This is a genomic window from Mesorhizobium sp. M0045 (assembly GCF_040323385.1).
Classification (GTDB): domain Bacteria; phylum Pseudomonadota; class Alphaproteobacteria; order Rhizobiales; family Rhizobiaceae; genus Mesorhizobium.
The window spans coordinates 215,770-238,039 of the sequence record NZ_JAMYUY010000002.1; the positions used below are offsets into that span (position 1 = coordinate 215,770).

Below are 22,270 nucleotides of genomic sequence, written 5' to 3' on the forward strand. Positions count from 1 at the left end.
GACCAATGGCCCAATGACTATGATCGCGCGCAAAATTGGGAAGGCGACATGAACTACCAGCGGTTTTTCGAGGAAGCGATCGACCAGCTCCATGCAGAGCGTCGCTACCGCGTCTTCGCCGACCTTGAGCGTATCGTCGGGAAATTCCCGCGCGCCATCTGGCGCGCCAATGGCCGCGCCGAGGAAATCACCGTCTGGTGCTCCAACGACTATCTCGGCATGGGCCAGCATCCCGACGTCATTGCCGCGTTCCAGAAGGCGGCAGGCAAGATGGGGTCGGGCGCCGGCGGCACCCGCAACATCTCCGGCACCAGCAACCCGCTGGTCGAGCTCGAACTGGAGCTGGCCGACCTGCACGACAAGGAAGCGGCACTGGTTTTCACCTCCGGCTTCGTTTCAAACGAGGCGTCGATCTCGACCATTGCAAAGCTGCTTCCCAATTGCCTGATCATCTCGGACGAGCTCAACCACGCTTCGATGATCGAGGGCGTGCGGCGCTCGGGCGCCGAGAAGAAGATCTTCCGCCATAATGACGTGGCGCATCTCGAAAGCCTGCTGCAGACGGCTGGCCGCGAGCGCGCCAAGCTGATCGTCTTCGAGAGCGTCTATTCGATGGACGGCGACATCGCGCCGATCAAGCAGATCGTCGAACTCGCCGAGCGTTACAACGCCATGACCTACATCGACGAGGTCCACGCCGTCGGCATGTACGGGCCGCGCGGCGGCGGCATCACCGAGCGCGAAGGGCTGGCCGACCGCATCGACATCATCGAGGGCACGCTGGCCAAGGCGTTCGGCACGCTTGGCGGCTACATCGCCGGCAACACTGCGGTGATCGACGCGGTGCGTTCCTATGCGCCGGGCTTCATCTTCACCACGGCGTTGCCGCCGGCGATCGCTGCAGCGGCAACCACCTCGATCCGCCATCTCAAGCGTTCGCAGGCCGAGCGCGACGCGCAGCTGCGTCAGGCGACACGGACCAAGCAAGTGCTGGCCTCAGCCGGCCTGCCGGTGATGGAATCGCCTACCCACATCGTGCCGCTTCTGGTCGGCGATCCCGAGCTCTGCAAGATGGCCAGCGACCGCCTGCTCGGTGTGCACGGCATCTATATCCAGCCGATCAACTACCCGACAGTGCCGCGCGGCACCGAGCGGCTGCGCATCACGCCTACGCCGTTCCATTCGGACGCGCTGATTGCTTCCCTGCAGGACGCGCTGGTCGAGACATGGGACGCGTTGGGGATTCCCTACGGTTCGGCCGGCCGGCCTTCAGTCGCCAAGAGCGACCGCGTCATTCCGTTGCTGGTGCCGAAGTCGGGCGGGTGAAGCCCGTTTGAAACTCGACTCAGGCTTCGAGGCAGCTCATACACTCGTCATCCATTTCGCCAGCCGGTGCGCGGCTTCTTCGAGCTGGTCGAGGCGGCGGTGGAAGCACAGCCTGAGGAAGGCTTCGCCGCCGGGGCCGAAGGCGGTGCCGGGGGCCAGGCCGACATTGGCGCGGTCAACCATGTCGAAGGCGGCAGCGCGGGAATCGGTGATGCCGTCGACCGCGAAGAACAGATAGAATGCGCCCTGGGGCACGGTGAAGCGCGCCCGCCCGGTTTCGGCAAGAATCCCGCAGACCAGGTCGCGCGCCGCCCTCGCCCGCTCCACCTGCTCGACGATGAAGGCATCGCCCTCATCCAGCGCAACGACGGCCCCGCGCTGCATGAACTGGGCAACGCCGGAAGTCGAATACTGGACCAGGTTTTCGAACACCTGCTGCAAGGCGGGATGGATCTTGATCCAGCCGATGCGCCAGCCGGTCATCGCCCAGTTCTTGGAAAAAGAATTGACGAACAGAATGCGGTCCTCATCGGCCATGATGTCGATGAACGACGGCGCGCGGCCGTGGCCGTAATGAAACAGCGAGTAGATCTCGTCGGCGATGATCCACAGCCCCCTTTCGCGGGCAAGATCGAGGATCGCCTGCAACGTTTCCTTGTCGGCGGTCCAGCCGGTCGGGTTGGACGGCGTGTTGACAAACAGCGCCTTGGTCCGCGGCGTGATCGCCGCTGCGATCTTGTCGACATCGCAGGACCAGCCATTGCCCGACTGATCGAGCGTGACCGCAACTGGCACGGCGCCGGCTACCCCGGCGGCGGCGGCGAAGTTCGGCCATGCCGGCGACAGGTAGACGAGTTCGTCGCCCTTGCCGGCCACCGCGTCGATGGCCATCTGGATGGCATGCATGCCGGAGCCGGTGACGATGAATTCTTCGTTGGCGAAAGTCTTGCCGAAATGCCTGGTGTAGTAGCGGGCGAGCGCCTGCCTGAGTTCGGGAATGCCTCTCTGCCAGGTGTAGAAGGTTTCGCCGTCGGCGAGCGCCTTGGCGGCGGCATCGGTGATGAAGGCGGGCGTCGGCAGGTCACCCTCGCCGGCCCAGAGCGGGATCATGCCGTCGCGGCCGCGGCCACGGTTCATGACGGCCACAATGCCGCTTTCAGGCGCCGCCCGAGCCTCGGCGCGCAAGGTATCGATCAAGGTCATGGATAGGTCCGTTTTCGTTTGCTCGACTGCTAGCGTGTTTCAGGGCGGACGAAAACAGAAAACCCCGGCCGCAGCGACCAGGGTTTTGGTCCAGAAAGTTGCCGCAGGCGCTACTTTCTGGCGAGGAGATCGCGAATTTCGGTGAGCAGCGCGACATCGGCCGGCGGCGGGGCAGCCGGGGCGGCCGGTTTCTCGCGCTCCAGCCGCTGGCGCAGATTGTTCACCGCCTTGACCATCAGGAAGATGATGAAGGCGAGGATAAGGAAGTTCAGCGCCACGGTGATGAAGCTGCCATAGGCGAAAACAGCCCCCTGTTTCCTCGCATCCGCCAGCGATGTTGCGTTAACAGCCGAGGACAAGGGCAGAAAGTAGTTGTTGAAGTCCAATCCGCCCAAAATCGCCCCGATGACCGGCATGATGATGTCGTTGACCAAGGAGTCGACGATTCTGCCGAAAGCAGCGCCGATGATGACGCCGACGGCCAGGTCCATCACATTGCCCCTGGAAATGAATTCCTGAAATTCTTTCAGCATTCGACTCCTCCTTCCCATGACTGGCCGTGCTGCCGTCCGCGCCCTCGGCATCGACCAGCAGGCAGGATAGCAAAAACCTGCGGTTGCAAACAGGAGCAAAAGACCGGTTTCAGCCGGTCACGATTGCCCGAGGCAGCCGATAAAATACGCCAAAAGCCGCGATGGACTTGATCGCCAAGCTGTGATTGCGTCTGATCAAGCCGATCCAAAACCGGCACAGGGAGGAAGTTCGAGGCGTGCAGGGCTGGTTCATCGTCATCATCGCGATTGCCTATGTGACGTTGCTGTTTGCCATCGCCAGCCTGGGCGACCGGCGCTCGACTTCATCCGGCCCCGGCCGCGCCCGGCCCTTCATCTATGCGCTCAGCCTTGCCATCTACTGCACCTCCTGGACCTTCTTCGGCTCGGTCGGGCTGTCCTCCGAGCGCGGCCTGGAGTTCCTCGGCATCTATATCGGACCGGTGCTGGTGTTTGTGTTCGGCTTTCCGCTGCTGCAGCGCATTGTCAGGCTGGCCAAGACCGAGAAGATCACCTCGATCGCCGACTTTCTCGGCGCCCGCTACGGCAAGAGTTTTGCTGTCGCGGCGATCGCCACACTGATCGCGACCATCGGCGCGGTGCCCTATATGGCGCTGCAATTGAAGGCAATCTCCGGCTCGGTCAGCCTGATGGTCGAGCACTATACCGGCGCGCCGCCCTCCTTCGATCCGTTCGTCAGCGACATCTCGCTGGTCGTGGCCATGCTGCTGGCGCTGTTCGCGGTGCTGTTCGGCACGCGCCATGCCGACGCCACCGAACACCAGGACGGGCTGGTGCTGGCTGTGGCAGTCGAAACGGTGGTCAAGCTCGCCGCCTTCCTGGCGATCGGCCTTATGGTCACGTTCCTGATCTTCGGCGGGCCGGGCGACATGTTCGACCGGCTCGCCGAAAACACGCAGGTGCGTCAGGCGATGGGCTACAACACCTCGCTCGCTACCTGGCTGGTGCTGACATGCCTGAGCGGCTTTGCCATCCTCATGTTGCCGCGCCAGTTCTACGTCACCATCGTCGAAAACCGCAGCGAGGCCGAGCTGCGCACCGCGACATGGGTGTTTCCGCTCTATCTGGTGGCGATCAACCTGTTCGTGCTGCCGATCGCGCTGGCCGGCCTGGAACTGGTCGGCACGAGAACCAGCAGCGACCTCTATGTGCTGTCACTGCCGCTGTTCAGCGGCCACGACGTGCTGGCCATGGCCGCCTTCATCGGCGGCCTGTCGGCGGCGACCGCAATGGTGATCGTCGAGAGCGTCGCGCTGTCGATCATGATCTCCAACGATCTGGTCATTCCTCTGTTCGTGAGGCGATTGCTGCGGACCACGACCTCCGAGAACGAGGACTGGTCGACGCTCATCTTGAATGTGCGGCGGGCGGCGATCTTCATCATGCTGTTTATCGCCTTCCTCTACTACCGCGAGAGCACCAACAACGCGCGTCTGTCCTCGATCGGCCTGATGTCGTTCGCCGCGATCGCGCAGTTCGCGCCGGCAATGATCGGCGGCCTGGTCTGGCGCGGCGCCAACGGCCGGGGTGCCGCACTAGGCATGGTCGCCGGCATCGTCGTCTGGAGCTACACGCTGCTGCTTCCCTCGCTCGTCGCGGCCGATACCGGCATCCTCGTCCACGGCCTGTTCGGCTTAGATGCGTTGCGGCCGCAAGCTCTTTTCGGCACCGTCGCCGAGCCGCTGAACCATGGCGTGCTGTGGAGCCTGTCGATCAACACGCTGTTTTTTGTGTTCGGCTCGCTGTCGCGGGCGTCGGTGCCGCTGGAGCGCATCCAGGCGTCGATCTTCGTGCCGCGCGAGGCGGGGCCGCTGCCGAGCCTGCGCCGCTTCCGCACCACCATCACCGTCAACGACCTCAAGGACACGATCGCGCGCTATCTCGGTGTCGAACGCACCGAGCGGTCATTCCAGTCATTCGAAAAGAGCAGCGGCACTTCACTGCACGGCAACGAGCAGGCCAGCATGGATGTCATCCGTTTCTCCGAGCAGCTTCTGGCCAGCGCCGTCGGCTCGTCCTCGGCGCGGCTGATCCTGTCGTTGCTGCTGCGCCGCAACGACCGCGAATCCAAGGACGCCTTCCGCCTGCTCGACGACGCCACAGAGGCGCTGCAACACAATCGCGACCTGCTGCAGATCGCGCTCGACCAGATGGAACAGGGCATCACTGTCTTCGACCGGGATTTTCGGTTGATCTGCTGGAACCGCCAGTACCGGGCGCTGTTCGACCTGCCCGACGAGATGGGCCAGGTCGGTGTCTCACTCGATCGTATCCTGCGCCACCTTGCCGAGCGCGGCGATATACCGGCAGATCAACGCGTTACCATGCTGAACCGCCTGACCAGCTTCGTCAGCCCCTGGCAGATGGAGCTGAAGACCAGCGGGCGCATTCTCGAATTGCGCTCCAACCCGATGCCGGACGGCGGCATCGTCGCCACCTACGCCGACATTTCCGGACGCGTCGAGCAGGATCTGGCGCTTAAGCGCGCCAACGAATCCCTGGAACAGCGGGTGAAGAGCCGCACCGCCGAGCTCACCCGCGTCAACGAGGAGCTGGCGCAGGCGCAGATGCTGGCAGAGGAGGCCAATCTCGGCAAGACCCGCTTCCTCGCTGCCGCCGGCCACGACATCTTGCAGCCGTTGAACGCCGCCCGCCTCTATTGCTCGTCGCTGATCGAGAAGACCGGCAAGGGGCCTGCCGGCAAGGCGGCGATGAACATCGAATCGTCGCTGGAATCGGTCGAGACCATCCTCGGCGCGGTGCTCGACATTTCGCGCCTCGATGCCGGCGCGATGAAGCCGGACGATACGACCTTCGGCCTCGACGGGCTGCTGCGCCAGATCGGCAACGATTTCCGGCCGCTTGCCGCCGAAAAGAAGCTCGAGCTCTCGATCATGCCGTCGTCGCTCAGCGTGATGACGGACCGCAATCTGCTGCGCCGCTTGATCCAGAACCTGGTCTCCAACGCCATCAAGTATACCCGCCGTGGCCGTATCCTGGTCGGCGTGCGGCGGCGCGGCGAACTGGCCGAGATCCAGGTGATCGACACCGGCATCGGCATTGCCGGCGACAAGCTGAACACCGTGTTTCGCGAATTCACCCGGCTGGACGAGGGCGCTCGCGAGGCGGAAGGCCTCGGCCTTGGGCTCTCCATCGTCGACCGCATCGCCCGCGTCCTGCGGCTCGAAATCCGGATCTTCTCCAACCCCGGCAAGGGCACACGCTTTTCCGTGCTGCTGCCGGTGGCGGCCGTGCAGGCACCGCGGCGAGAGGCCGAGGCGAAGCCGCCTGCCCGTGCCGCGGCCTCGCTTGCCGGGCTCAATGTGCTCTGCATCGACAACGACGCCCGCATCCTCGACGGCATGCGGCTGCTGCTCGAGGGCTGGGGCTGCAGCGTCGACACGCTTTCCGGCGCGGAGGATCTCGACAGGTCCGGCATGCATCGGCCGGACATCGTGCTTGCCGACTATCATCTCGACAACAGGACCGGCCTCGAATTGATCGCCCAGTTGCGTGCGATCCATGGCGAGGACCTGCCGGCCGTGCTGGTCACCGCCGACCGCTCCAGCGAGGTTCGCGCCGCCGCCGGCAGGCTCGACGTGCCGGTGATCAGCAAACCGCTGAAACCGGCGATGCTGCGCTCGATGATGGCCAGGGTCAGGCCGCTGGCGCCGGCGGCCGAATAGGGATCAGCCGGCCGTCTGCAGCGGGTCGCTGCCGATTTTGGACAAAAGGATGACCGCCTGGGTGCGGCTGTCGACGCCGAGCTTCTGCAGGATGGCCGAGACATGCGCTTTGATCGTCGCTTCGGAGACCCCGAGCTCATAGGCGATCTGCTTGTTGAGCAGTCCCTCGGCCAGCATGCCGAGCACGCGCGTCTGCTGTGGGGTCAGCGCCTGCAGCCGCTTGATCAGGTCGGAAATCTCGGGATCGCGCTCGACGCCGAGATCGACCCCGGCGGGTGCCGCGATATCACCTGCGAGCACCGACTGCACCGCATTGCGGATCTCCTCCATGCTGGCCGATTTGGAGATGAAGCCGGAGGCGCCGAGATCGAGCGCGCGCCGGATCGTCACCGGATCGTCATGCGCCGAGACCACCATCATTGGCACCGCCGGATGGATGCCGCGCAACGAAATCAGGCCGGAAAGACCGCTTGCCCCCGGCATCGAGAGATCGAGCAGCACCAGATCGACATCCTCATTGGCCAGGACCAGCGCCTTGGCGCTTTCGAAATCGCCGGCCTCGTGAATGGCGGCAACGTCTCCGATGCCCGCGAGTGCCTCCCTCAATGCACCGCGAAAAAGCGGATGATCGTCGGCAATGACGAATGTGTAGCCCAACGGTGATATCCCTCCCCGAATCCCGTTGGCGATTTTCCGCCTTGCAGGATATGAACGATCATAACGCCAAGCCTGCTGTTCGGCGTGGCCGGCTTGCTATTCCCGCCCCAGGTCTTTTTGCGAATTGCCTAGGTCTTTTGCGAATTGGGCTTGGCGCCGTCTTCGTCCTTGTCCATGTCCTTGACGATGTCCATGAAGCTGCGCAGGAAGCGCTCCATGTAACCCATCGTCTTGTTGAAATCCTCCTCGCTGGGCAAAGTCGATTCGAGACGCGCGGCAAGCGAATTTTCGAGCTTGGCGACACGTTCGTCGAGCGCCTTCACCGAATTTTGCAGGCGGTCGACCTCATCCTGGAAGGCGGCACGTTCGTCGGCCGCCGTCTTGCAGACAAGCTGACCGGAGCGTTCCTCGCAGAGCGACATGGCGCCGGTTTGCGTATCCATACGGACATAGCCATTGGCCGATTTTTCCAACCGGTAGCGATCGGCTTCCTCGGAAAGGGCCGACGCCGCTATAAGCGAGACCAGTGCTGCGGGGATCAAGACGTGTTTCAGACGCATGTTTTCCTCCATGAGCCAGTCAGCGCAATCTATCACAGTTTGCGCCTGAAATGGGGACGAACCTGAAATGGGGAAGAACACGGGCCTGCCCTTCCCCGCGTGGTCGGTTCGGACTATAGCGCAACCATGTCCGAGATCATCTACAAGATAGTTCCCGAGGCGCTTTGGCGCGAGGCCGAAAGGGAAGGCCGCTTCACCGGCGCGCCGATCGACGTCGCCGACGGTTTCATCCATTTTTCCGCCGCCGGGCAGGTTCGGGAAACGGCGGCCAAACATTTCGCCGGCCAGGGCGGGTTGCTGCTGGTCGCCATCGACGGCGCGCGCCTTGGCGATGCGCTGAAATATGAGGTCTCGCGCGGCGGCGCCTTGTTCCCGCATCTCTACGACGCGCTCGGCCTCGATGCGGTCGTTTCGGTGCAGGCATTGCCGCTCGGCGCCGACGGACAGCATGAATTCCCGGCGCTGGAGGCCGAATGAGCGCGCTCGGCCGGATCGGCCAGAAACTGCTGTTCACGCTCGATCCGGAAACCGCGCATGGACTGTCGATCGCCGCGCTGAGATGCGGGCTGCCGGTCGCCGGTCGTCCGCCGCAGGACAACAGGCTAAAGGTCAGCCGTTGCGGACTCGATTTCCCGAACCCGCTCGGCATGGCGGCGGGTTACGACAAGAATGCCGAAGTGCCGGACGCGCTGCTCGGCCTCGGCTTCGGCTTCGCCGAGGTCGGCACGATCACGCCGCTGCCGCAGGGCGGCAATCCGAAGCCGCGCATTTTCCGGCTGCCTTCGGACGGGGCGGTGATCAATCGGCTGGGCTTCAACAATGAGGGCCACGACGCCGCGGAAAAGCGCCTTGCCGCCCGCATGGGCCGTGCCGGCATCGTCGGCGTCAACATCGGCGCCAACAAGGACAGCACCGACCGCGTCAGTGACTATGAACGCGGCGTGGTCCGGTTTGCGCGATATGCCAGTTATCTGGCAATCAACATCTCCTCGCCGAACACGCCGGGCCTGCGCAACATGCAGGCACGCGAACAACTTGGCGAACTTCTGTCGCGTGTCATGGCCGCGCGTGCGGCAGCATCCGCGAAACCACCCGTCTTCCTCAAGATCGCGCCGGACCTGGTCGAGGCCGAGTTGGAGGACATCGCCGCCGAGCTCACCGAGAAGCAGATTGACGGCCTCATCGTCTCCAACACCACGATCGCGCGATCCGGCCTGCGCAGCGCCGGCCTTGCCGGCGAGGCTGGCGGGCTTTCGGGGAAACCCTTGTTCGAGCGCTCGACCATCGTGCTGGCAAGGATGCGAAAACTGCTTGGCCCGGATACCACTATCATCGGCGTCGGCGGCGTTGATTCCGCCGAGACGGCCCTGGAAAAGATCCGCGCCGGCGCCGATCTCGTGCAGCTCTATACCGGCATGATCTATGCTGGGCCCGCGCTGCCGGGGCGCATTCTTTCCGGCATGGCTCGTTTCATGAACAGTCAAGGGCTGAAGTCGCTGCGCGAGCTTCGCGACAGCCGCCTCGCTCACTGGGCGGTGAAACCGCTTTAGCGATTAGTTAAAGGCGGTGCGCACCCGCAGCCGCAATATGGCGAGCAGGCTGAAGCCGCGTACCAGCAGGAAGACATGCAACGCCGCCCACAAGCCGTGATTGCCGAAGGCCGGCACCAGAATCAGCAGGGCGGCGCTGAACGACAGGAACGACACCAGCATCATGTTGCGCATGTCGCGCGACCATGTTGCGCCGATGAAGACACCGTCCATCTCGAAAGCCAGCACGCCGCTGAGCGCGGTGAACGCCGCCCATGGCAAGTAGATGTCGGCAATGGCGCGGACGTCCGTCGAGGTCGTGATCAGGGCGACGAGATCGGTGCCCTCCAGCAGGAAGAAGAGCGTCGCCGCGCCCGCCAGACCGAGCCCCCAAAGCAGCGTCAGCCGCACCGCCTGGTTAAAGGCGGTGGCGGCGCGCGCTCCAATGGCGCGGCCGGCGAGCTGCTCGGCGGCAGTGGCGAAACCGTCGAGGAAATAGCCGGCAACCAGGAAGAGGTTCATCAGCACGGCGTTGGCGGCCAGCGTCAGCGTGCCGAACTGCGCGCCTTGGCGCGTGAACAGCGCAAAGGCGGCGAGCAGCGAAAAAGAGCGGATCATGATATCGCGATTGAGCGACATCATGCGCAGGAATGACGGCAAATCGAGGACGCGGTGGCGCGGCAGCGTGGGCGCTGCCCAAAAGCGCCGGCCGACAATGGCGAGACCAAGCAGCATGGCGACGAATTCGCCGGTGACCGTTGCCCAGGCAACGCCGGCAACGCCCCAGCCGAGCTCCAGGCCAAGCAGGAAGCAGAGGGCGATGTTGATGCCGTTCAATATCAATTGCAGCATCAGCCCAAGCCCGCCCTCGCCGCGCCCAAGTACGTAGCCAAGGATGGCGTAATTGATCAGCGAGAACGGTGCTGCGAGCATCCTGATGCGGATATAGACGTCCATCGCCGCGCTGACGCGCGGTTCGGCGCCGATGAACCATTGCCCGGCGGCGGAAACCAGCGGCGCAAGCGCGGCAAGCACGACGCCGGCGACGACCGCGATCAGCACGGCGCGCCAGAACACCGCCTGCTCCTCCAACGCATCGCCGCGCCCGAAGGCCTGGGCGACGAGGCCGGTGGTGCCGGAGCGCAGGAAGTTGAAGGTGGTGAAAACGACGTCGAAGATCAGGGCGCCGGCCGCCAGGCCGCCGAGAAGAGCGGCCTCGCCGAACTGCCCAACCACCGCCGTGTCGACGATTCCGAGCAACGGCGTCGTCAGATAGGCAAGCGTCATCGGCACGGCGATGGCGAGCACCGAGCGGTTGGTGACCACGAAGGCCCTGGCTTCGGTGGCGTGGGCTTCGGTGGGTAAAGCCTGCTCCAAACGCGTGTTGCTTCCTGTTGCGGCTTGATCGGCTGGCCGATGTGCCCCAATTTGCGGACCTCGCGCAACCATCCACCCCGCTATGGTCAACCGAAACCCGCCTCTGGCGCACCGCCCGTCCCATGCCCTTGCAGATCGTTCATCATCCCGACTACGACGCCGGCTTCGCCGTCAACCACCGCTTCCCGATGAGCAAATATCCGCTGCTGATGGATGCCTTGCGGGCGCGCGGCCTGGCGCAGCCCGAAGCGCTCAACATGCCGGAGGCGGCGCGGCCATCATGGCTGAAGCTTGCCCACGCGGCAGACTATGTCGACCAGGTGCTTGCCTGCGAAGTGCCGGTGAGGATCGAGCGCGAGATCGGTTTCCCCATTGGACAGCGGGTTTCGCTGAGGGCGCAGCTCGCAACGGCCGGCACGGTGCTGGCTGCGCGGCTGGCCTTGCTGACCGGCATCGCCTGCAACACCGCCGGCGGCAGCCATCATGCGCGGCGCGCGCAAGGCGCCGGCTTCTGCACCTTCAATGACGTAGCCGTTGCCGCGCTGGTGCTGCTTGCCGAAGCTGCTGCCCAAAACATCCTGGTCGTCGACCTCGATGTGCATCAGGGCGACGGCACGGCCGACATCCTGGGCGACGAGCCGCGCGTGTTCACCTTCTCCATGCATGGCGACCGCAACTACCCCGCGCGCAAGATCGCCTCCGATCTGGACATCGCCCTGTCCGACGGCGCCGGCGATGCAGCCTATCTGGAGCGGCTGAACGCCATCCTGCCGGAGCTGTCGGCGCGAAGGCGCTGGGATCTCGTCTTCTACAATGCCGGCGTCGATGTCCATGTCGAGGACCGGCTCGGCAGGTTGTCGCTCACGGATGACGGGCTGCGCGCCCGTGACGATATGGTGATCCGCCATTTCCGCACGCTCGATATCCCGGTGTGCGGGGTCATCGGCGGCGGCTATTCGGCGGATGTCGCAGCACTCGCCGCACGCCACGCCATCCTGTTCGAGGTGGCTGCGGAATACGCCTGAAATTCACTTCCTGAAATTGGCGATCCTGAGCAGGATGAAGGCCGGCACGACGATTGCAGCACCGAGCAGGATGTAGCCGAGGAAACGGTCGATGGCGTGGAAGCCCAAGTTCCACAGGTCGATGAAGAATTTGCGGATGCCGTAAAGCACGTCCATCGGCGACCAGCCGAAGGCATTCATGACCAAGCCGACGAGGAACGACACCACAAGCAGCTTCAGGATCACCCGGAGCGGCGTATCGCCGAGAAAGCGGTTCAGTGCGGACAAGGCCTGTCTCCACAGTCGGGTGCCGCGATTCGGGCACATGCCCAGAAATACGCAGTTGACAGCCCTGCATCAAGCCGAGCCCTCAAACCGGATTGCGCATCGGCGCCGGGCCATGATATCGGAGGAACCAGCGCGGGTATGATGTAATGGTAGCTTGTCAGCTTCCCAAGCTGAACGCGCGGGTTCGATTCCCGCTACCCGCTCCAGCTTTTGCCTCAGTGCATTGCACTTGTTTTTGGCCAATCTGAAAACCAGCGGATTTACAGCCAGTTTTTTGCAACCCGGCTGGCCGCCTTTCATCTGTTTGGCCGATGTACCGGTTCCTGGAATATTTCACATTGAGGGTCGGCGGGGCCTCGAATGACCCCAACCGGAATGTCTACCCTTTGCCCGCTGGCTTCTGCTGGCGGGCTTTTTTGAGCATCCTCGGTATTGCCAACGTGCACCGGCGCCGCTCGGGGCCACGGAATGCGCCCCGCTACTCGCTCCAAGCCTCAGCCCACCTCTCGCAAAATGAAATCGTGCAGCATCTTGGCTGCCGGCGACAGCGCGCGGTTCTTCACCGTGATCAGGCTGTAGGGTCTGACCTCGATGTCGAACTCGGTCTGGACAACATCGATGGCGCCGGCCAGGCCTTCCGGGTTCTGGATGAACTTCGCGACCTGGATCGAAACCGGCGCGATGGCGTCGGATTGCGCGACCATGACCAGAGTCAACAGCAGCGAGCTGGTATTCAGGATGCGGTCCGGCAGCGCGATGTTTCGGTTCAGGAAGTTACTCTCCATCGCCTGGCGTAGCGGCGAGCCGCCCGACTGGAAAACCCAGTCATAGGCGGCGGTGTCTTCCAGCCGCACCACCTTGCCCTTGGTCAGCGGGTGGCCGCGGCGCACGATCAGGCAGGCCTTCTCGACGCCGATGACGCGGGCTTCGAACAGCCGCGGATTGAGGTCGTCGGGGATGCGGGCGATGATGAAATCGTGGCGCGAGGCGATCAGCTCGCGCGCCAACACGTTCGAGGTCTCGACCTGCATGGTGATTTCGATGCGCGGATAGAGGCGCCGGATCTCGCGGATCGCCGGTACCGCCAGCTCGATCGCCGGTGCTGTCACCGCGCCCAGGAACACCGAGCCGCCCTTGCCCGCCTTGAGCTCGAAAATCTCGCGGTCGACCTCGCGCATCTCGAGCAGGATCGATCGCGCGCGCCGTGCCAACGCCTTGCCATAGGGCGTCAGCGTGATGCCGCGCGGCAGCCTTTCGCAGAGCTTGACATCGAGCACGGCCTCCATCTCGGCGATCATGCGCGAGGCCGCCGGCTGCGAGATGTTCATGACCTGGGCCGCGGCGCTCACCCGGCCGTGCTCGTCGAGGGCTGCGATCATGCGCATGTGACGCAGGCTCAAGCCGCTGCGCAGCAAGGTTCCGCCATCGCCCGGGATTTCATCGTAACCGGCTGATATTCCGCCAGGATTTCGCAGCGCTGCCATGATTTTTCCCTACTCGCACGCCCGCCGCCCCTGCAAAATCCGGCAGCGTCGTCACTAGCCTAAGCCATATCAGTCTCGATATAGCAACCATCAAAGATCGCATTTGACAGTTATGGCAAAGCGACACACCCTTCGCGCGTCCTGAGACTTGACGATCGGTGACGAGAGAAAACTCGTATCGATTGAAACCAGAGTTTCGGGGCCGATTGGGAGGATACCGGAGATCGATTGACGGCAGCGGCGCCTCTGGCGCTCCTGCACGATTGCGCGGCCCACGAAACCCAAGGGTACGCGTCCATCAACCAGGGAGAGTTAATGTGAAGATTATCAAGACACTGGCCGCCGTCGCGGCCCTAGGCATCGCGGCCATGACGCTGCCGGCGCAGGCGGGCGAAGGCCTGATCGGCGTGCTGATGCCCACCAAGACCTCGCAGCGCTGGATCAACGACGGCGACGCTGTCAAGTCGCAGCTCGAGGCTTTGGGCTACACTGTCGACCTGCAATATGCGCAGGACGACATTCCGAACCAGCTCAGCCAGCTGGAAAACGAAATCACCAAGGGGCCGAAGGCGCTGATCATCGCTTCGATCGACGGCACCACGATGGGCGATGCGCTGCAGAAGGCCAATGACGCCGGCGTTGTCGTCGTCGCTTACGACCGCCTGATCAAGAAGACGCCAAATGTCGACTACTACACCACCTTCGACAATTTCGGCGTCGGCGTCATCCAGGCCAAATCGCTGCTCAAGGGCCTCGGTTATCCCGAGAAGAAGGGCCCGTTCAACATCGAGCTGTTCGGCGGTTCACCGGACGACAACAATGCGTTCTTCTTCTATAACGGCGCTATGTCGGTTCTTCAGCCGCTGATCGACGACAAGACCCTCGTCGTGAAGTCCGGCCAGATGGGCATGGACAAGGTCGGCACGCTGCGCTGGCTGGCGGCAACCGCCCAGGCCCGCATGGACAATCTGCTCTCCGCCAACTACTCGGACGGCAGCCGCGTCGATGGCGTGCTCTCGCCCTATGACGGCCTGTCGCGCGGCATCATCGCTTCGCTGCGCGCCGTAGGCTACGGCACCGCCGATCAGCCATGGCCGATCGTCACCGGACAGGACGCCGAGACCGCTTCGGTCAAGGCGATCATCGCCGGCGAACAGTATTCGACCGTGTTCAAGGACACCCGCGAACTCGCCAAGGCGACGGTCGAACTCGTCGATAAGGTGCTCTCTGGCGGCAAGCCGGAAGGCCTCGACACCACGACCTACAACAACGACGTCAAGGTCGTTCCCTCGATCCTGTTGACGCCGCATGACGTCGACAAGTCGAACTACCAGGCGCTGGTGGTCGACTCCGGCTACATCAAGGCTGAAGAACTGAAGTAATCGCGGTTACAAAGCCTGGGGTCCTGCGCAGGCAGGGCCCCTTTTCGTTGGCGAGCCAGCCCAGTATTGTTTGCGGACCTCGCAGGAGTGGTATTCTCAATGGCATCGACGATTTTGGAGATGCGCGACATCACCAAGACGTTTCCCGGCGTCAAGGCGCTGTCGAACGTCAAGCTCATGGTCGAGGAAGGCGAGATCCATGCCGTGGTCGGCGAGAACGGCGCCGGCAAGTCGACGCTGATGAAGGTGCTGTCGGGCGTGTATCCGTCCGGCACCTATGACGGCCAGATCATCTATCGCGGCGACGAGTGCCATTTCAAAGGTATCCACGACAGCGAGCGTAAGGGCATCGTCATCATCCACCAGGAGCTTGCGCTGGTGCCGATGCTGTCGATCGCCGAAAACATCTTTCTCGGCAACGAGCACGCCAGATACGGCGTCATCGACTGGAACGCCAACGAGGCGCGCACCAGCGCCCTGCTCAAGAAGGTCGGCCTCAAGGAAGACCCCAACACGCTGATCACCAATATCGGCGTCGGCAAGCAGCAGCTGGTCGAGATCGCCAAGGCGCTCAGCAAGGAAGTGAAGCTGCTCATTCTCGACGAGCCGACGGCGAGCCTGTCCGAAAAGGACAGCCAGGCGCTGCTCGATCTGCTGCTCGAATTCAAGCGGCAGGGCATCACTTCTATCCTGATCTCGCACAAGCTCAACGAGGTGAACCGGGTCGCCGACAAGGTCACCATCATCCGTGACGGCCGGACCATCGAGACGCTGGCCAAGAAGGACATCTCGGAGGACCGCATCATCACCTCGATGGTCGGCCGTTCGCTCGACGACCGCTATCCGCCGCGCGAGCCGAACATCGGCGAGACCGTTCTCGAAGTGAAAAACTGGTCGGTCTACCACCCCATCCATGCCGAGCGGCAGGTCATCAAGGGCATCAACCTCAACGCCCGCAAGGGCGAAGTGGTCGGCATTGCCGGGCTCATGGGCGCCGGCCGGACCGAGTTTGCCATGAGCCTGTTCGGCCGGTCCTACGGCCGCCGCATAACCGGCGAGGTGTTCCTCAACGGCAAGCCGATCGACGTCTCTTCGGTGAGCAAGGCGGTGGAACACGGCATCGCCTACGTTACCGAGGACCGCAAGACTTACGGTCTCAACCTGATCGACCACATCAAGCACAACATCACGCTGGCCAATCTGCCCGGCGTATCGCGCCACGGCGTGATCGACGATTTGCGCGAGCTTTCGGTCGCCAACGATTATCGCGGCAGGACCAATATTCGCGCCTCGAGCGTCTACCAGATGACCGGCAACCTTTCTGGCGGCAATCAGCAGAAGGTGGTGCTGTCGAAATGGCTGTTCGCCAATCCGGAAGTGCTGATCCTCGACGAGCCGACACGTGGTATCGACGTCGGCGCCAAATATGAAATCTATACGATCATCGCGCGTCTCGCCTCCGAGGGTAAGGCAATCATCGTCATCTCGTCGGAAATGCCCGAACTGCTCGGCATCACCGACCGCATCTACGTCATGAACGAAGGACGCATCGTCGGCGAAATGGCGGCAAGCGACGCCAGCCAGGAAAAGATAATGCGCGCCATCGTCCGCGGAGAAGGAAAAGCATCATGAGCACCGAAAGCGCTCCCGGGCCGCAGACCGGCGTTGCCCAGGATCTACAACAGGGACCTCGCATTGCCGTCTCGGCGCTGGTCACCAATCTGCGCGAATACGGGTTGGTGCTGGCGTTGATCGCAATCATGGTGTTCTTCCAGTTCACCACGTCCGGGACGCTGTTCAAGCCGGTGAACCTCAGCAATCTCGTGCAGCAGAACAGCTTCATCATCGTGATGGCGCTGGGCATGCTTCTGGTGATCGTTTCAGGTCACATCGATCTCAGCGTCGGCTCCGTCGCCGGCTTCATCGGCGCACTGGCGGCGATGATGATGGTCATCTGGCCGCTTGGGCCATTGAGCAATCCGCTGGTGGTGTCGATCATCTGCCTGATCGTCGGTGGTGCGATCGGCGCGGCACAAGGCTACTGGATTGCCTATCACCGAATACCGAGCTTTATCGTCACGCTGGCGGGCATGCTGATCTTCCGCGGCATCTGCCAGGCGCTGCTCGGTGGCGGGTCTTCCGTGGGGCCGCTTCCAGTCGGCTTCAAGGCGCTCAGTTCCGGCTTCATTCCGGACCTGATCGGCCCATTGACGCTGATACCGCCAACCGTGAACGCCGCCGGCAAAACCATTGTCGGCAGCGGCCTCACGCTGCACCTGACGACGATCGTGATCGGCCTCGTCGCCGTGCTCGCCTATGCCTATTTCGGGCTCAGGGCACGGCGCACTCGCGAGAAGCATGGCTACGAAGCCGAGCCCTTCTCGCTGTTCGTCGTCAAGACCCTGGTGATCAGCGCGCTGGCGCTGTTTCTCGTCTACCAATTCGCCACCTATAGGGGCCTCCCAATCGTTCTCATGGTGATGGGCGTGCTGATCGCGTTGTTCGTCTTTGTTACCAAACGCATGACGATCGGCCGCCGCATCTATGCGATGGGCGGCAATGCCAAGGCAGCCCAGCTATCGGGCATCAAGACCGAACGGCTGACGTTGATGGTGTTCATCAATATGGGCGTGCTGTCGGCACTCGGCGGCCTGATTATCGCAGCGCGCCTGGGGCAGGCGGTGCCGGCGGCCGGCCTCGGCAGCGAGCTCGACGTCATCGCCGCGGTGTTCATCGGTGGCGCTTCGGCGATGGGCGGCGTCGGCCAGGTCATCGGCGCGGTGGTCGGCGGCTTCATCATGGGCGTCATGAACAACGGCATGTCGATCATGGGCGTCAATGTCGACTGGCAGCAGGTGGTCAAAGGCCTGGTGCTGCTCGGCGCCGTCGTCTTCGACGTCTACAACAAGAACAAGGCTTGAGAGGCAACCAGGAGGCATACGGGTCACATCGCGGCGCTGCCGGGCGGCGCAAAGAAGTCCCTCGAGGGACCTGATCCGCGAGCGCAATCCGGACGAAGAATTTCAATCGAGGCGCGGACAACGGTCCGAGCCGCGCTGGGCAGGGTTTGCCAAGAAAGGCACGCCAAGCCCGCAATTCAGAGAGGGTTACCATGCTGATCTCACAGATCCTCGACGACGCCGAGACGATCCGCGTCGTTGCCCGCAACGGCGGCAAGACCCGCGTCATCAACGGCGCGCGCAGCGTCTATTCGCTGGCGATGGAAGCCGCGCGCACCGGCAGCGGGCTTGTCGCCCTGATCGAGCGCAAGGGCTTCGGCGAAACCATCGATCTGGACGCAGCCTACAAGAAGGGACGACTGCTGTCGCCGATCAACCATCCCGATCCGGCGCATCTCCATCTCACCGGCACCGGGCTGACGCATCTCGGCTCCGCCGCGACCCGCGATTCCATGCACAAGAAGCTCAGCACGGACGGCGAGGAACAGCTGACCGATTCCATGAAGATGTTCCGCATGGGGCTTGAGGGTGGCAAGCCGGCGAAGGGCCAGATCGGCGTGCAGCCGGAATGGTTCTACAAGGGCAACGGCACTATGGCGGTGGCGCCCGGTGCGGCGCTTGTGTCGCCGGCCTTCGCCCAGGATGCCGGCGAGGAGCCGGAGATCGCCGGGATCTATGTGATCGGCGACGACGGCGCCCCGTTCCGCGTCGGCTTCACCCTGTCGAACGAGTTTTCCGACCACGTCACCGAGCGTGTAAACTATCTCTTCCTCGCCCATTCCAAGCTGCGCAACGCTTCGTTCGGCCCGGAGATCCTGATCGGCGACCTGCCGTCCGATATCCGCGGCGCTTCACGCATCCTGCGCGACGGCAAGCTGCTTTGGGAAAAGCCGTTCCTGTCGGGCGAGGCGAACATGTCGCACACCATTGGCAATCTCGAGCATCACCACTTCAAATACTCGGCCTTCCGCCAGCCGGGTGATGTGCATGTACACATGTTCGGCACGGCGACGCTGTCCTTCGCCGACGGCATCAGGACCGAGGCCGGTGACGTATTTGAAATCGAGGCGCAGGATTTCGGCCTGCCGCTGCGCAACCCGCTTGAAATCGAGCAGCCGGTGAAGGTGGCGGTGAAGGCGTTGTAAACTGGTGACAGAATTCAGGAACGAAAATGAACGGCCTGCGGATTGGCACTGTGTCCCTAAGTTTAGTCCTGTTCCTCGCCTTTTTCTCCCCGTCGGCTTACAGCGCCGGACAATGCAGCGCAAAATCCTATCGCGAAGCCCGGATGTCGATGACTAACCGGCTTCTGGCCACCGGCTATTCGAAATCGCAAGTGAGCTTTCTGATGCGCAACGCGGATCGCATGACGTCCGCACTCCGCGCTGACAGACTGAACGACAATGGCAGAGCCTGCGGTATCGACTCCGCCAGAGCCCATGTGCTGGGATGTCTCGGCAAGCAGTTGTTCCCCTTGCGGTCCAGCTCAAGCGCCTCACTTGACGACGAGAAGCAAACCAGAGGATTTTGGGGGAAGAAGCGATTGGCAGTGCGAGAACTGCTCTTTGTCGGTCAGTTTCATGGCTGCCTTGGCGCCGCGAAAGAATATCTGTTTCGCGGCTGACGGCTTGCGAACAAGATCATCGCGCGGCGCGGAAATGCTTGGACAGTTTCAGACCCTGCGCCTGATAGTTCGAGCCGAGATCTGTGCCGTAGAGCGCCTGCGGCCGTTTCAGCATGTGCTCGTAGACCAACCGTCCGACGATCTGGCCGTGGTCGAGGATGAACGGCACTTCGTGGCTACGCACCTCGAGCACCGCCCGGCTGCCGGTGCCGCCCGACGCCGAATGGCCGAAACCCGGGTCGAAGAAACCGGCATAATGGACGCGGAACTCGCCGACCAGCGGGTCGAAAGGCGTCATTTCGGCGGCGTAGAGTGGCGGCACATGCACCGCCTCGCGCGACACCAGAATATAGAATTCGTCCGGATCGAGCACCAGCTCGCCGGCACCGCTCTTGTAGAGCGGCTCCCAGAAATCGACGACATCGTGCGCGGCGCGCTTGTCGACGTCGACCAGGCCCGTGTGGTGCTTGCCGCGATAGCCGACCAGCCCGTCCTTGTCGCCGTCGAGATCGATCGACAGCGCGATTCCCCCGCCTGAGATGTTGGGTGGTTCGGTGGCGACCAACATTTCGGCGCGGTGCAACTCGTGCAGCTCGCTTTCCGACAAGAGCGCATTGCCGGTGCGGAACCTGATCTGCGACAGCCGCGAGCCGGTCCGCACGACGATCGGGAAAGTGCGCGGGCTGACCTCCAGATAGAGCGGGCCTTCATAGCCGGCAGCGATCTTGTCGAACTCGTGGCCACGGTCGGTCATTACCCGGGTGAAGATATCGAGCCGTCCGGTCGAGCTTTTCGGGTTGGCGGAGGCGGAAATATGGGCGGGCAGCGCCAGGCTTTCGAGCAGCGGCACGATGTAGACGCAGCCGGTTTCCAGCACGGCACCTTCGGCGAGGTTGATCTCGTGCAGCTTCAGCCGGTCGAGCTTGTCGACAACCCTGTGGTCCGGGCCGGGCAAGAAGGAAGCACGCACTCGCCATGCCTTGTCGCCGAGCCTGAGGTCAAGGCTGGCCGGCTGGATCTGATCGGCATCGAGCATGCGCGGCGACTTCAGCGCGCCCGTCTGGAACAGCGCGGAAATATCCTGATCGGGAAGAATGCCTGTCTGCCGCAAGGGTCTGGCTCCGTTCGAACGCCGGGCGAGGTCTTGTTCTGTCGCAGGTCCGACCGTGGACGCCTTTGGCACCTGCTTGGTACAACCCTCTTAATCATGCCGGCAATTGACGCAAGCGTGGCGCGGGTCTAAAGCTCGTTATCCCGTGGTGATTTGGCCGGTCGGCTTGCAGCCACGTTAAACAAGTCGCTAAAGGACCGTCGGGCCGCAAGGCCATATGGACCGGTTGCGACTTTCGCGGCCGGTTTTTTGTTGTTTGGACCAATTTTGGTGTTTGGATGGAATGATGACCAAGAAGCGCGACTGGAAGCCTCAGACCGCACTCGTGCATGCCGGGACGCTGCGTTCCGGCTTTGGCGAGACCTCCGAGGCGATGTATCTCACCCAAGGCTATGTCTACGAGACGGCGCAAGCGGCGGAGGCCCGCTTCAAGGGCGAGGAGCCGGGCTTCATCTATTCGCGCTATGCCAATCCGACGGTCGACATGTTTGAGAAACGCATGTGCGCGCTGGAAGGAGCCGAGGACGCGCGCGCCACGGCATCCGGCATGGCGGCGGTGACGGCAGCACTGCTGTGTAGCGCCAAGGCGGGCGACCATATCGTGGCGGCGCGCGCGCTGTTCGGCTCCTGCCGCTGGGTGATCGAGACGCTGGCGCCGAAATACGGCATTGAGGCAACGCTGGTCGACGGCACCGACATCGCCAATTGGGAAAAGGCGGTCAAGCCAAACACCAAACTGTTTTTCCTGGAAAGCCCTACCAATCCAACGCTGGAGGTAGTCGACATTGCCGCCGTCGCGGCACTTGCCAATTCGATCGGCGCCAGGCTGATCGTCGATAATGTCTTCGCTACGCCCTTGCAGCAGAAACCTCTGCAGCTCGGCGCCCACATCGTCGTCTATTCGGCCACGAAGCATATTGACGGCCAGGGGCGCTGTCTTGGCGGCATCGTTCTGTCGGACAAGAAATGGATCGACGAGAATCTGCATGACTATTTCCGCCACACCGGCCCAAGCCTCTCGCCCTTCAATGCCTGGACGCTGCTGAAAGGCCTGGAGACGCTGCCGCTACGCGTACGCCAGCAGACGGAAAGTGCCGGCCGCATCGCGGATTTCCTGGCCGAGCGCCCGCAAATCGCCCGCGTCATCTATCCCGGCCGCGCCGACCACCCGCAAGCGGCCGTGGTCAAGAAGCAGATGTCAGGCGGCTCGACGCTGATTTGCTTCGATGTGAAGGGCGGCAAGCAGGCGGCCTTTGCCTTCCAGAACACACTCGACGTCGTGCTGATTTCCAACAATCTCGGCGACGCCAAGAGCCTGATCACCCATCCGGCGACGACCACACACAAGAACTTGACTGATGAAGCCCGCGCCGAGCTCGGCATCGGACCGGGAACGCTCAGGCTGTCAGTCGGCCTTGAGGACGCCGACGACCTGCTCGAAGACATCGAGCAGGCACTGAGAGTTGCCGGATAAGGGCTGGCCGAACAGAGGCAGCGGGGACGTGCC

Annotated in this window: 19 protein-coding genes, 1 tRNA gene and 1 riboswitch; of the genes, 12 read left to right on the forward strand and 8 right to left on the reverse strand. The window is 63.1% G+C overall.

All coding sequences use genetic code 11. From position 1 onward, the window contains the following. Positions 1–48 precede the first annotated feature (48 nt). Positions 49–1,326 (forward strand): 5-aminolevulinate synthase, encoded by a 1,278-nt coding sequence (hemA, locus tag NKJ72_RS03775; RefSeq protein ID WP_352475910.1) that lies wholly within the window; start codon positions 49–51, stop codon positions 1,324–1,326. Positions 1,327–1,362: 36 nt separating this feature from the next. Here hemA and NKJ72_RS03780 read toward each other — a convergent pair whose 3' ends face one another. Both NKJ72_RS03780 and mscL read right to left on the reverse strand, forming a co-directional pair. Further along, positions 1,363–2,529, reverse strand: a complete 1,167-nt coding sequence (locus NKJ72_RS03780) for a pyridoxal phosphate-dependent aminotransferase (RefSeq protein ID WP_352475911.1) — start codon at positions 2,527–2,529, stop codon at positions 1,363–1,365. Between the two features lie 110 nt (positions 2,530–2,639). Then, on the reverse strand, positions 2,640–3,062 hold the full coding sequence (gene mscL / locus NKJ72_RS03785; RefSeq protein ID WP_352475912.1) for a large conductance mechanosensitive channel protein MscL: 423 nt from the start codon (positions 3,060–3,062) through the stop codon (positions 2,640–2,642). A 236-nt stretch (positions 3,063–3,298) separates the two neighbouring features. Between mscL and NKJ72_RS03790 the strand changes: the two genes are divergently transcribed. Continuing rightward, positions 3,299–6,787, forward strand: coding sequence for a PAS domain-containing hybrid sensor histidine kinase/response regulator (locus NKJ72_RS03790; protein WP_352475913.1), 3,489 nt, complete (start codon positions 3,299–3,301; stop codon positions 6,785–6,787). Between the two features lie 3 nt (positions 6,788–6,790). On the opposite strand, the gene NKJ72_RS03795 is transcribed toward NKJ72_RS03790, so the two are convergent. Both NKJ72_RS03795 and NKJ72_RS03800 read right to left on the reverse strand, forming a co-directional pair. Beyond that, positions 6,791–7,453: a response regulator gene (locus NKJ72_RS03795; RefSeq protein ID WP_473556440.1), complete on the reverse strand. Its 663-nt coding sequence runs from the start codon at positions 7,451–7,453 to the stop codon at positions 6,791–6,793. Between the two features lie 119 nt (positions 7,454–7,572). Next, positions 7,573–8,004 carry a hypothetical protein gene (locus NKJ72_RS03800; RefSeq protein WP_352475914.1) on the reverse strand — a complete coding sequence of 144 codons (432 nt, stop codon included), beginning with the start codon at positions 8,002–8,004 and terminating at the stop codon, positions 7,573–7,575. 126 nt (positions 8,005–8,130) lie between these two features. Between NKJ72_RS03800 and NKJ72_RS03805 the strand changes: the two genes are divergently transcribed. Together NKJ72_RS03805 and NKJ72_RS03810 are read left to right on the forward strand one after the other, a co-directional pair. After that, positions 8,131–8,481, forward strand: a complete 351-nt coding sequence (locus NKJ72_RS03805) for a DUF952 domain-containing protein (RefSeq protein ID WP_352475915.1) — start codon at positions 8,131–8,133, stop codon at positions 8,479–8,481. Next, positions 8,478–9,554 carry a quinone-dependent dihydroorotate dehydrogenase gene (locus NKJ72_RS03810; protein ID WP_352475916.1) on the forward strand — a complete coding sequence of 359 codons (1,077 nt, stop codon included), beginning with the start codon at positions 8,478–8,480 and terminating at the stop codon, positions 9,552–9,554. Before NKJ72_RS03805 ends, NKJ72_RS03810 begins: the two co-directional genes overlap by 4 nt. Before the next feature lie 3 nt (positions 9,555–9,557). On the opposite strand, the gene NKJ72_RS03815 is transcribed toward NKJ72_RS03810, so the two are convergent. Continuing rightward, positions 9,558–10,820 (reverse strand): MATE family efflux transporter, encoded by a 1,263-nt coding sequence (locus NKJ72_RS03815; RefSeq protein ID WP_352476075.1) that lies wholly within the window; start codon positions 10,818–10,820, stop codon positions 9,558–9,560. Positions 10,821–11,032: 212 nt separating this feature from the next. Here NKJ72_RS03815 and NKJ72_RS03820 point away from each other — a divergent pair, with 212 nt between their 5' ends. Continuing rightward, positions 11,033–11,935 (forward strand): histone deacetylase family protein, encoded by a 903-nt coding sequence (locus NKJ72_RS03820; protein ID WP_352475917.1) that lies wholly within the window; start codon positions 11,033–11,035, stop codon positions 11,933–11,935. A 3-nt stretch (positions 11,936–11,938) separates the two neighbouring features. Here NKJ72_RS03820 and NKJ72_RS03825 read toward each other — a convergent pair whose 3' ends face one another. After that, positions 11,939–12,202 (reverse strand): DUF6460 domain-containing protein, encoded by a 264-nt coding sequence (locus tag NKJ72_RS03825; RefSeq protein ID WP_352475918.1) that lies wholly within the window; start codon positions 12,200–12,202, stop codon positions 11,939–11,941. Positions 12,203–12,334: 132 nt separating this feature from the next. Here NKJ72_RS03825 and NKJ72_RS03830 point away from each other — a divergent pair. Next, positions 12,335–12,408, forward strand: a tRNA-Gly gene (locus NKJ72_RS03830). Between the two features lie 288 nt (positions 12,409–12,696). On the opposite strand, the gene NKJ72_RS03835 is transcribed toward NKJ72_RS03830, so the two are convergent. Further along, the gene (locus NKJ72_RS03835) at positions 12,697–13,686 is read right to left on the reverse strand and encodes a LysR family transcriptional regulator (RefSeq protein WP_352475919.1); all 990 of its coding nucleotides are present in this window, start codon (positions 13,684–13,686) and stop codon (positions 12,697–12,699) included. 317 nt (positions 13,687–14,003) lie between these two features. Between NKJ72_RS03835 and chvE the strand changes: the two genes are divergently transcribed. The 5 genes from chvE (at position 14,004) to NKJ72_RS03860 (ending at position 19,652) form a co-directional block, all read left to right on the forward strand. Beyond that, positions 14,004–15,068 carry a multiple monosaccharide ABC transporter substrate-binding protein gene (gene chvE / locus NKJ72_RS03840; protein WP_254816339.1) on the forward strand — a complete coding sequence of 355 codons (1,065 nt, stop codon included), beginning with the start codon at positions 14,004–14,006 and terminating at the stop codon, positions 15,066–15,068. A 99-nt stretch (positions 15,069–15,167) separates the two neighbouring features. Next, on the forward strand, positions 15,168–16,700 hold the full coding sequence (mmsA, locus tag NKJ72_RS03845) for a multiple monosaccharide ABC transporter ATP-binding protein (protein WP_254816338.1): 1,533 nt from the start codon (positions 15,168–15,170) through the stop codon (positions 16,698–16,700). Continuing rightward, on the forward strand, positions 16,697–17,989 hold the full coding sequence (gene mmsB, locus NKJ72_RS03850) for a multiple monosaccharide ABC transporter permease (RefSeq protein ID WP_292659525.1): 1,293 nt from the start codon (positions 16,697–16,699) through the stop codon (positions 17,987–17,989). Before mmsA ends, mmsB begins: the two co-directional genes overlap by 4 nt. A gap of 191 nt (positions 17,990–18,180) precedes the next feature. Continuing rightward, the gene (gene araD1 / locus NKJ72_RS03855) at positions 18,181–19,173 is read left to right on the forward strand and encodes an AraD1 family protein (RefSeq protein WP_352475920.1); all 993 of its coding nucleotides are present in this window, start codon (positions 18,181–18,183) and stop codon (positions 19,171–19,173) included. A gap of 26 nt (positions 19,174–19,199) precedes the next feature. Continuing rightward, positions 19,200–19,652, forward strand: a complete 453-nt coding sequence (locus NKJ72_RS03860) for a hypothetical protein (RefSeq protein ID WP_352475921.1) — start codon at positions 19,200–19,202, stop codon at positions 19,650–19,652. Between the two features lie 16 nt (positions 19,653–19,668). Here the strand turns inward: NKJ72_RS03860 and NKJ72_RS03865 are convergent, their stop codons facing one another. Beyond that, a complete protein-coding gene (locus tag NKJ72_RS03865; RefSeq protein ID WP_352475922.1) occupies positions 19,669–20,763 on the reverse strand; it encodes a 2'-deoxycytidine 5'-triphosphate deaminase in 1,095 nt (364 codons plus the stop codon). A 135-nt stretch (positions 20,764–20,898) separates the two neighbouring features. Continuing rightward, a riboswitch (SAM riboswitch) is annotated at positions 20,899–20,976 on the forward strand. Positions 20,977–21,046: 70 nt separating this feature from the next. Between NKJ72_RS03865 and NKJ72_RS03870 the strand changes: the two genes are divergently transcribed. Continuing rightward, complete coding sequence (locus NKJ72_RS03870; protein ID WP_254816333.1) at positions 21,047–22,237, forward strand: O-succinylhomoserine sulfhydrylase; 1,191 nt, start codon at positions 21,047–21,049, stop codon at positions 22,235–22,237. The last annotated feature ends 33 nt before the right edge of the window (positions 22,238–22,270 follow it).

Excerpts from the sequence above, each read along its gene's own strand:
- hemA (WP_352475910.1), top strand. The coding sequence starts at position 49 with ATGAACTACCAGCGGTTTTTCGAGGAAGCGATCGACCAGCTCCATGCA.
- NKJ72_RS03780 (WP_352475911.1), bottom strand. The coding sequence starts at position 2,529 with ATGACCTTGATCGATACCTTGCGCGCCGAGGCTCGGGCGGCGCCTGAA.
- mscL (WP_352475912.1), bottom strand. The coding sequence starts at position 3,062 with ATGCTGAAAGAATTTCAGGAATTCATTTCCAGGGGCAATGTGATGGAC.
- NKJ72_RS03800 (WP_352475914.1), bottom strand. The coding sequence starts at position 8,004 with ATGCGTCTGAAACACGTCTTGATCCCCGCAGCACTGGTCTCGCTTATA.
- NKJ72_RS03805 (WP_352475915.1), top strand. The coding sequence starts at position 8,131 with ATGTCCGAGATCATCTACAAGATAGTTCCCGAGGCGCTTTGGCGCGAG.
- NKJ72_RS03810 (WP_352475916.1), top strand. The coding sequence starts at position 8,478 with ATGAGCGCGCTCGGCCGGATCGGCCAGAAACTGCTGTTCACGCTCGAT.
- NKJ72_RS03815 (WP_352476075.1), bottom strand. The coding sequence starts at position 10,820 with ATGACGCTTGCCTATCTGACGACGCCGTTGCTCGGAATCGTCGACACG.
- NKJ72_RS03820 (WP_352475917.1), top strand. The coding sequence starts at position 11,033 with ATGCCCTTGCAGATCGTTCATCATCCCGACTACGACGCCGGCTTCGCC.
- NKJ72_RS03835 (WP_352475919.1), bottom strand. The coding sequence starts at position 13,686 with ATGGCAGCGCTGCGAAATCCTGGCGGAATATCAGCCGGTTACGATGAA.
- mmsA (WP_254816338.1), top strand. The coding sequence starts at position 15,168 with ATGGCATCGACGATTTTGGAGATGCGCGACATCACCAAGACGTTTCCC.
- mmsB (WP_292659525.1), top strand. The coding sequence starts at position 16,697 with ATGAGCACCGAAAGCGCTCCCGGGCCGCAGACCGGCGTTGCCCAGGAT.
- araD1 (WP_352475920.1), top strand. The coding sequence starts at position 18,181 with ATGCTGATCTCACAGATCCTCGACGACGCCGAGACGATCCGCGTCGTT.
- NKJ72_RS03860 (WP_352475921.1), top strand. The coding sequence starts at position 19,200 with ATGAACGGCCTGCGGATTGGCACTGTGTCCCTAAGTTTAGTCCTGTTC.
- NKJ72_RS03870 (WP_254816333.1), top strand. The coding sequence starts at position 21,047 with ATGATGACCAAGAAGCGCGACTGGAAGCCTCAGACCGCACTCGTGCAT.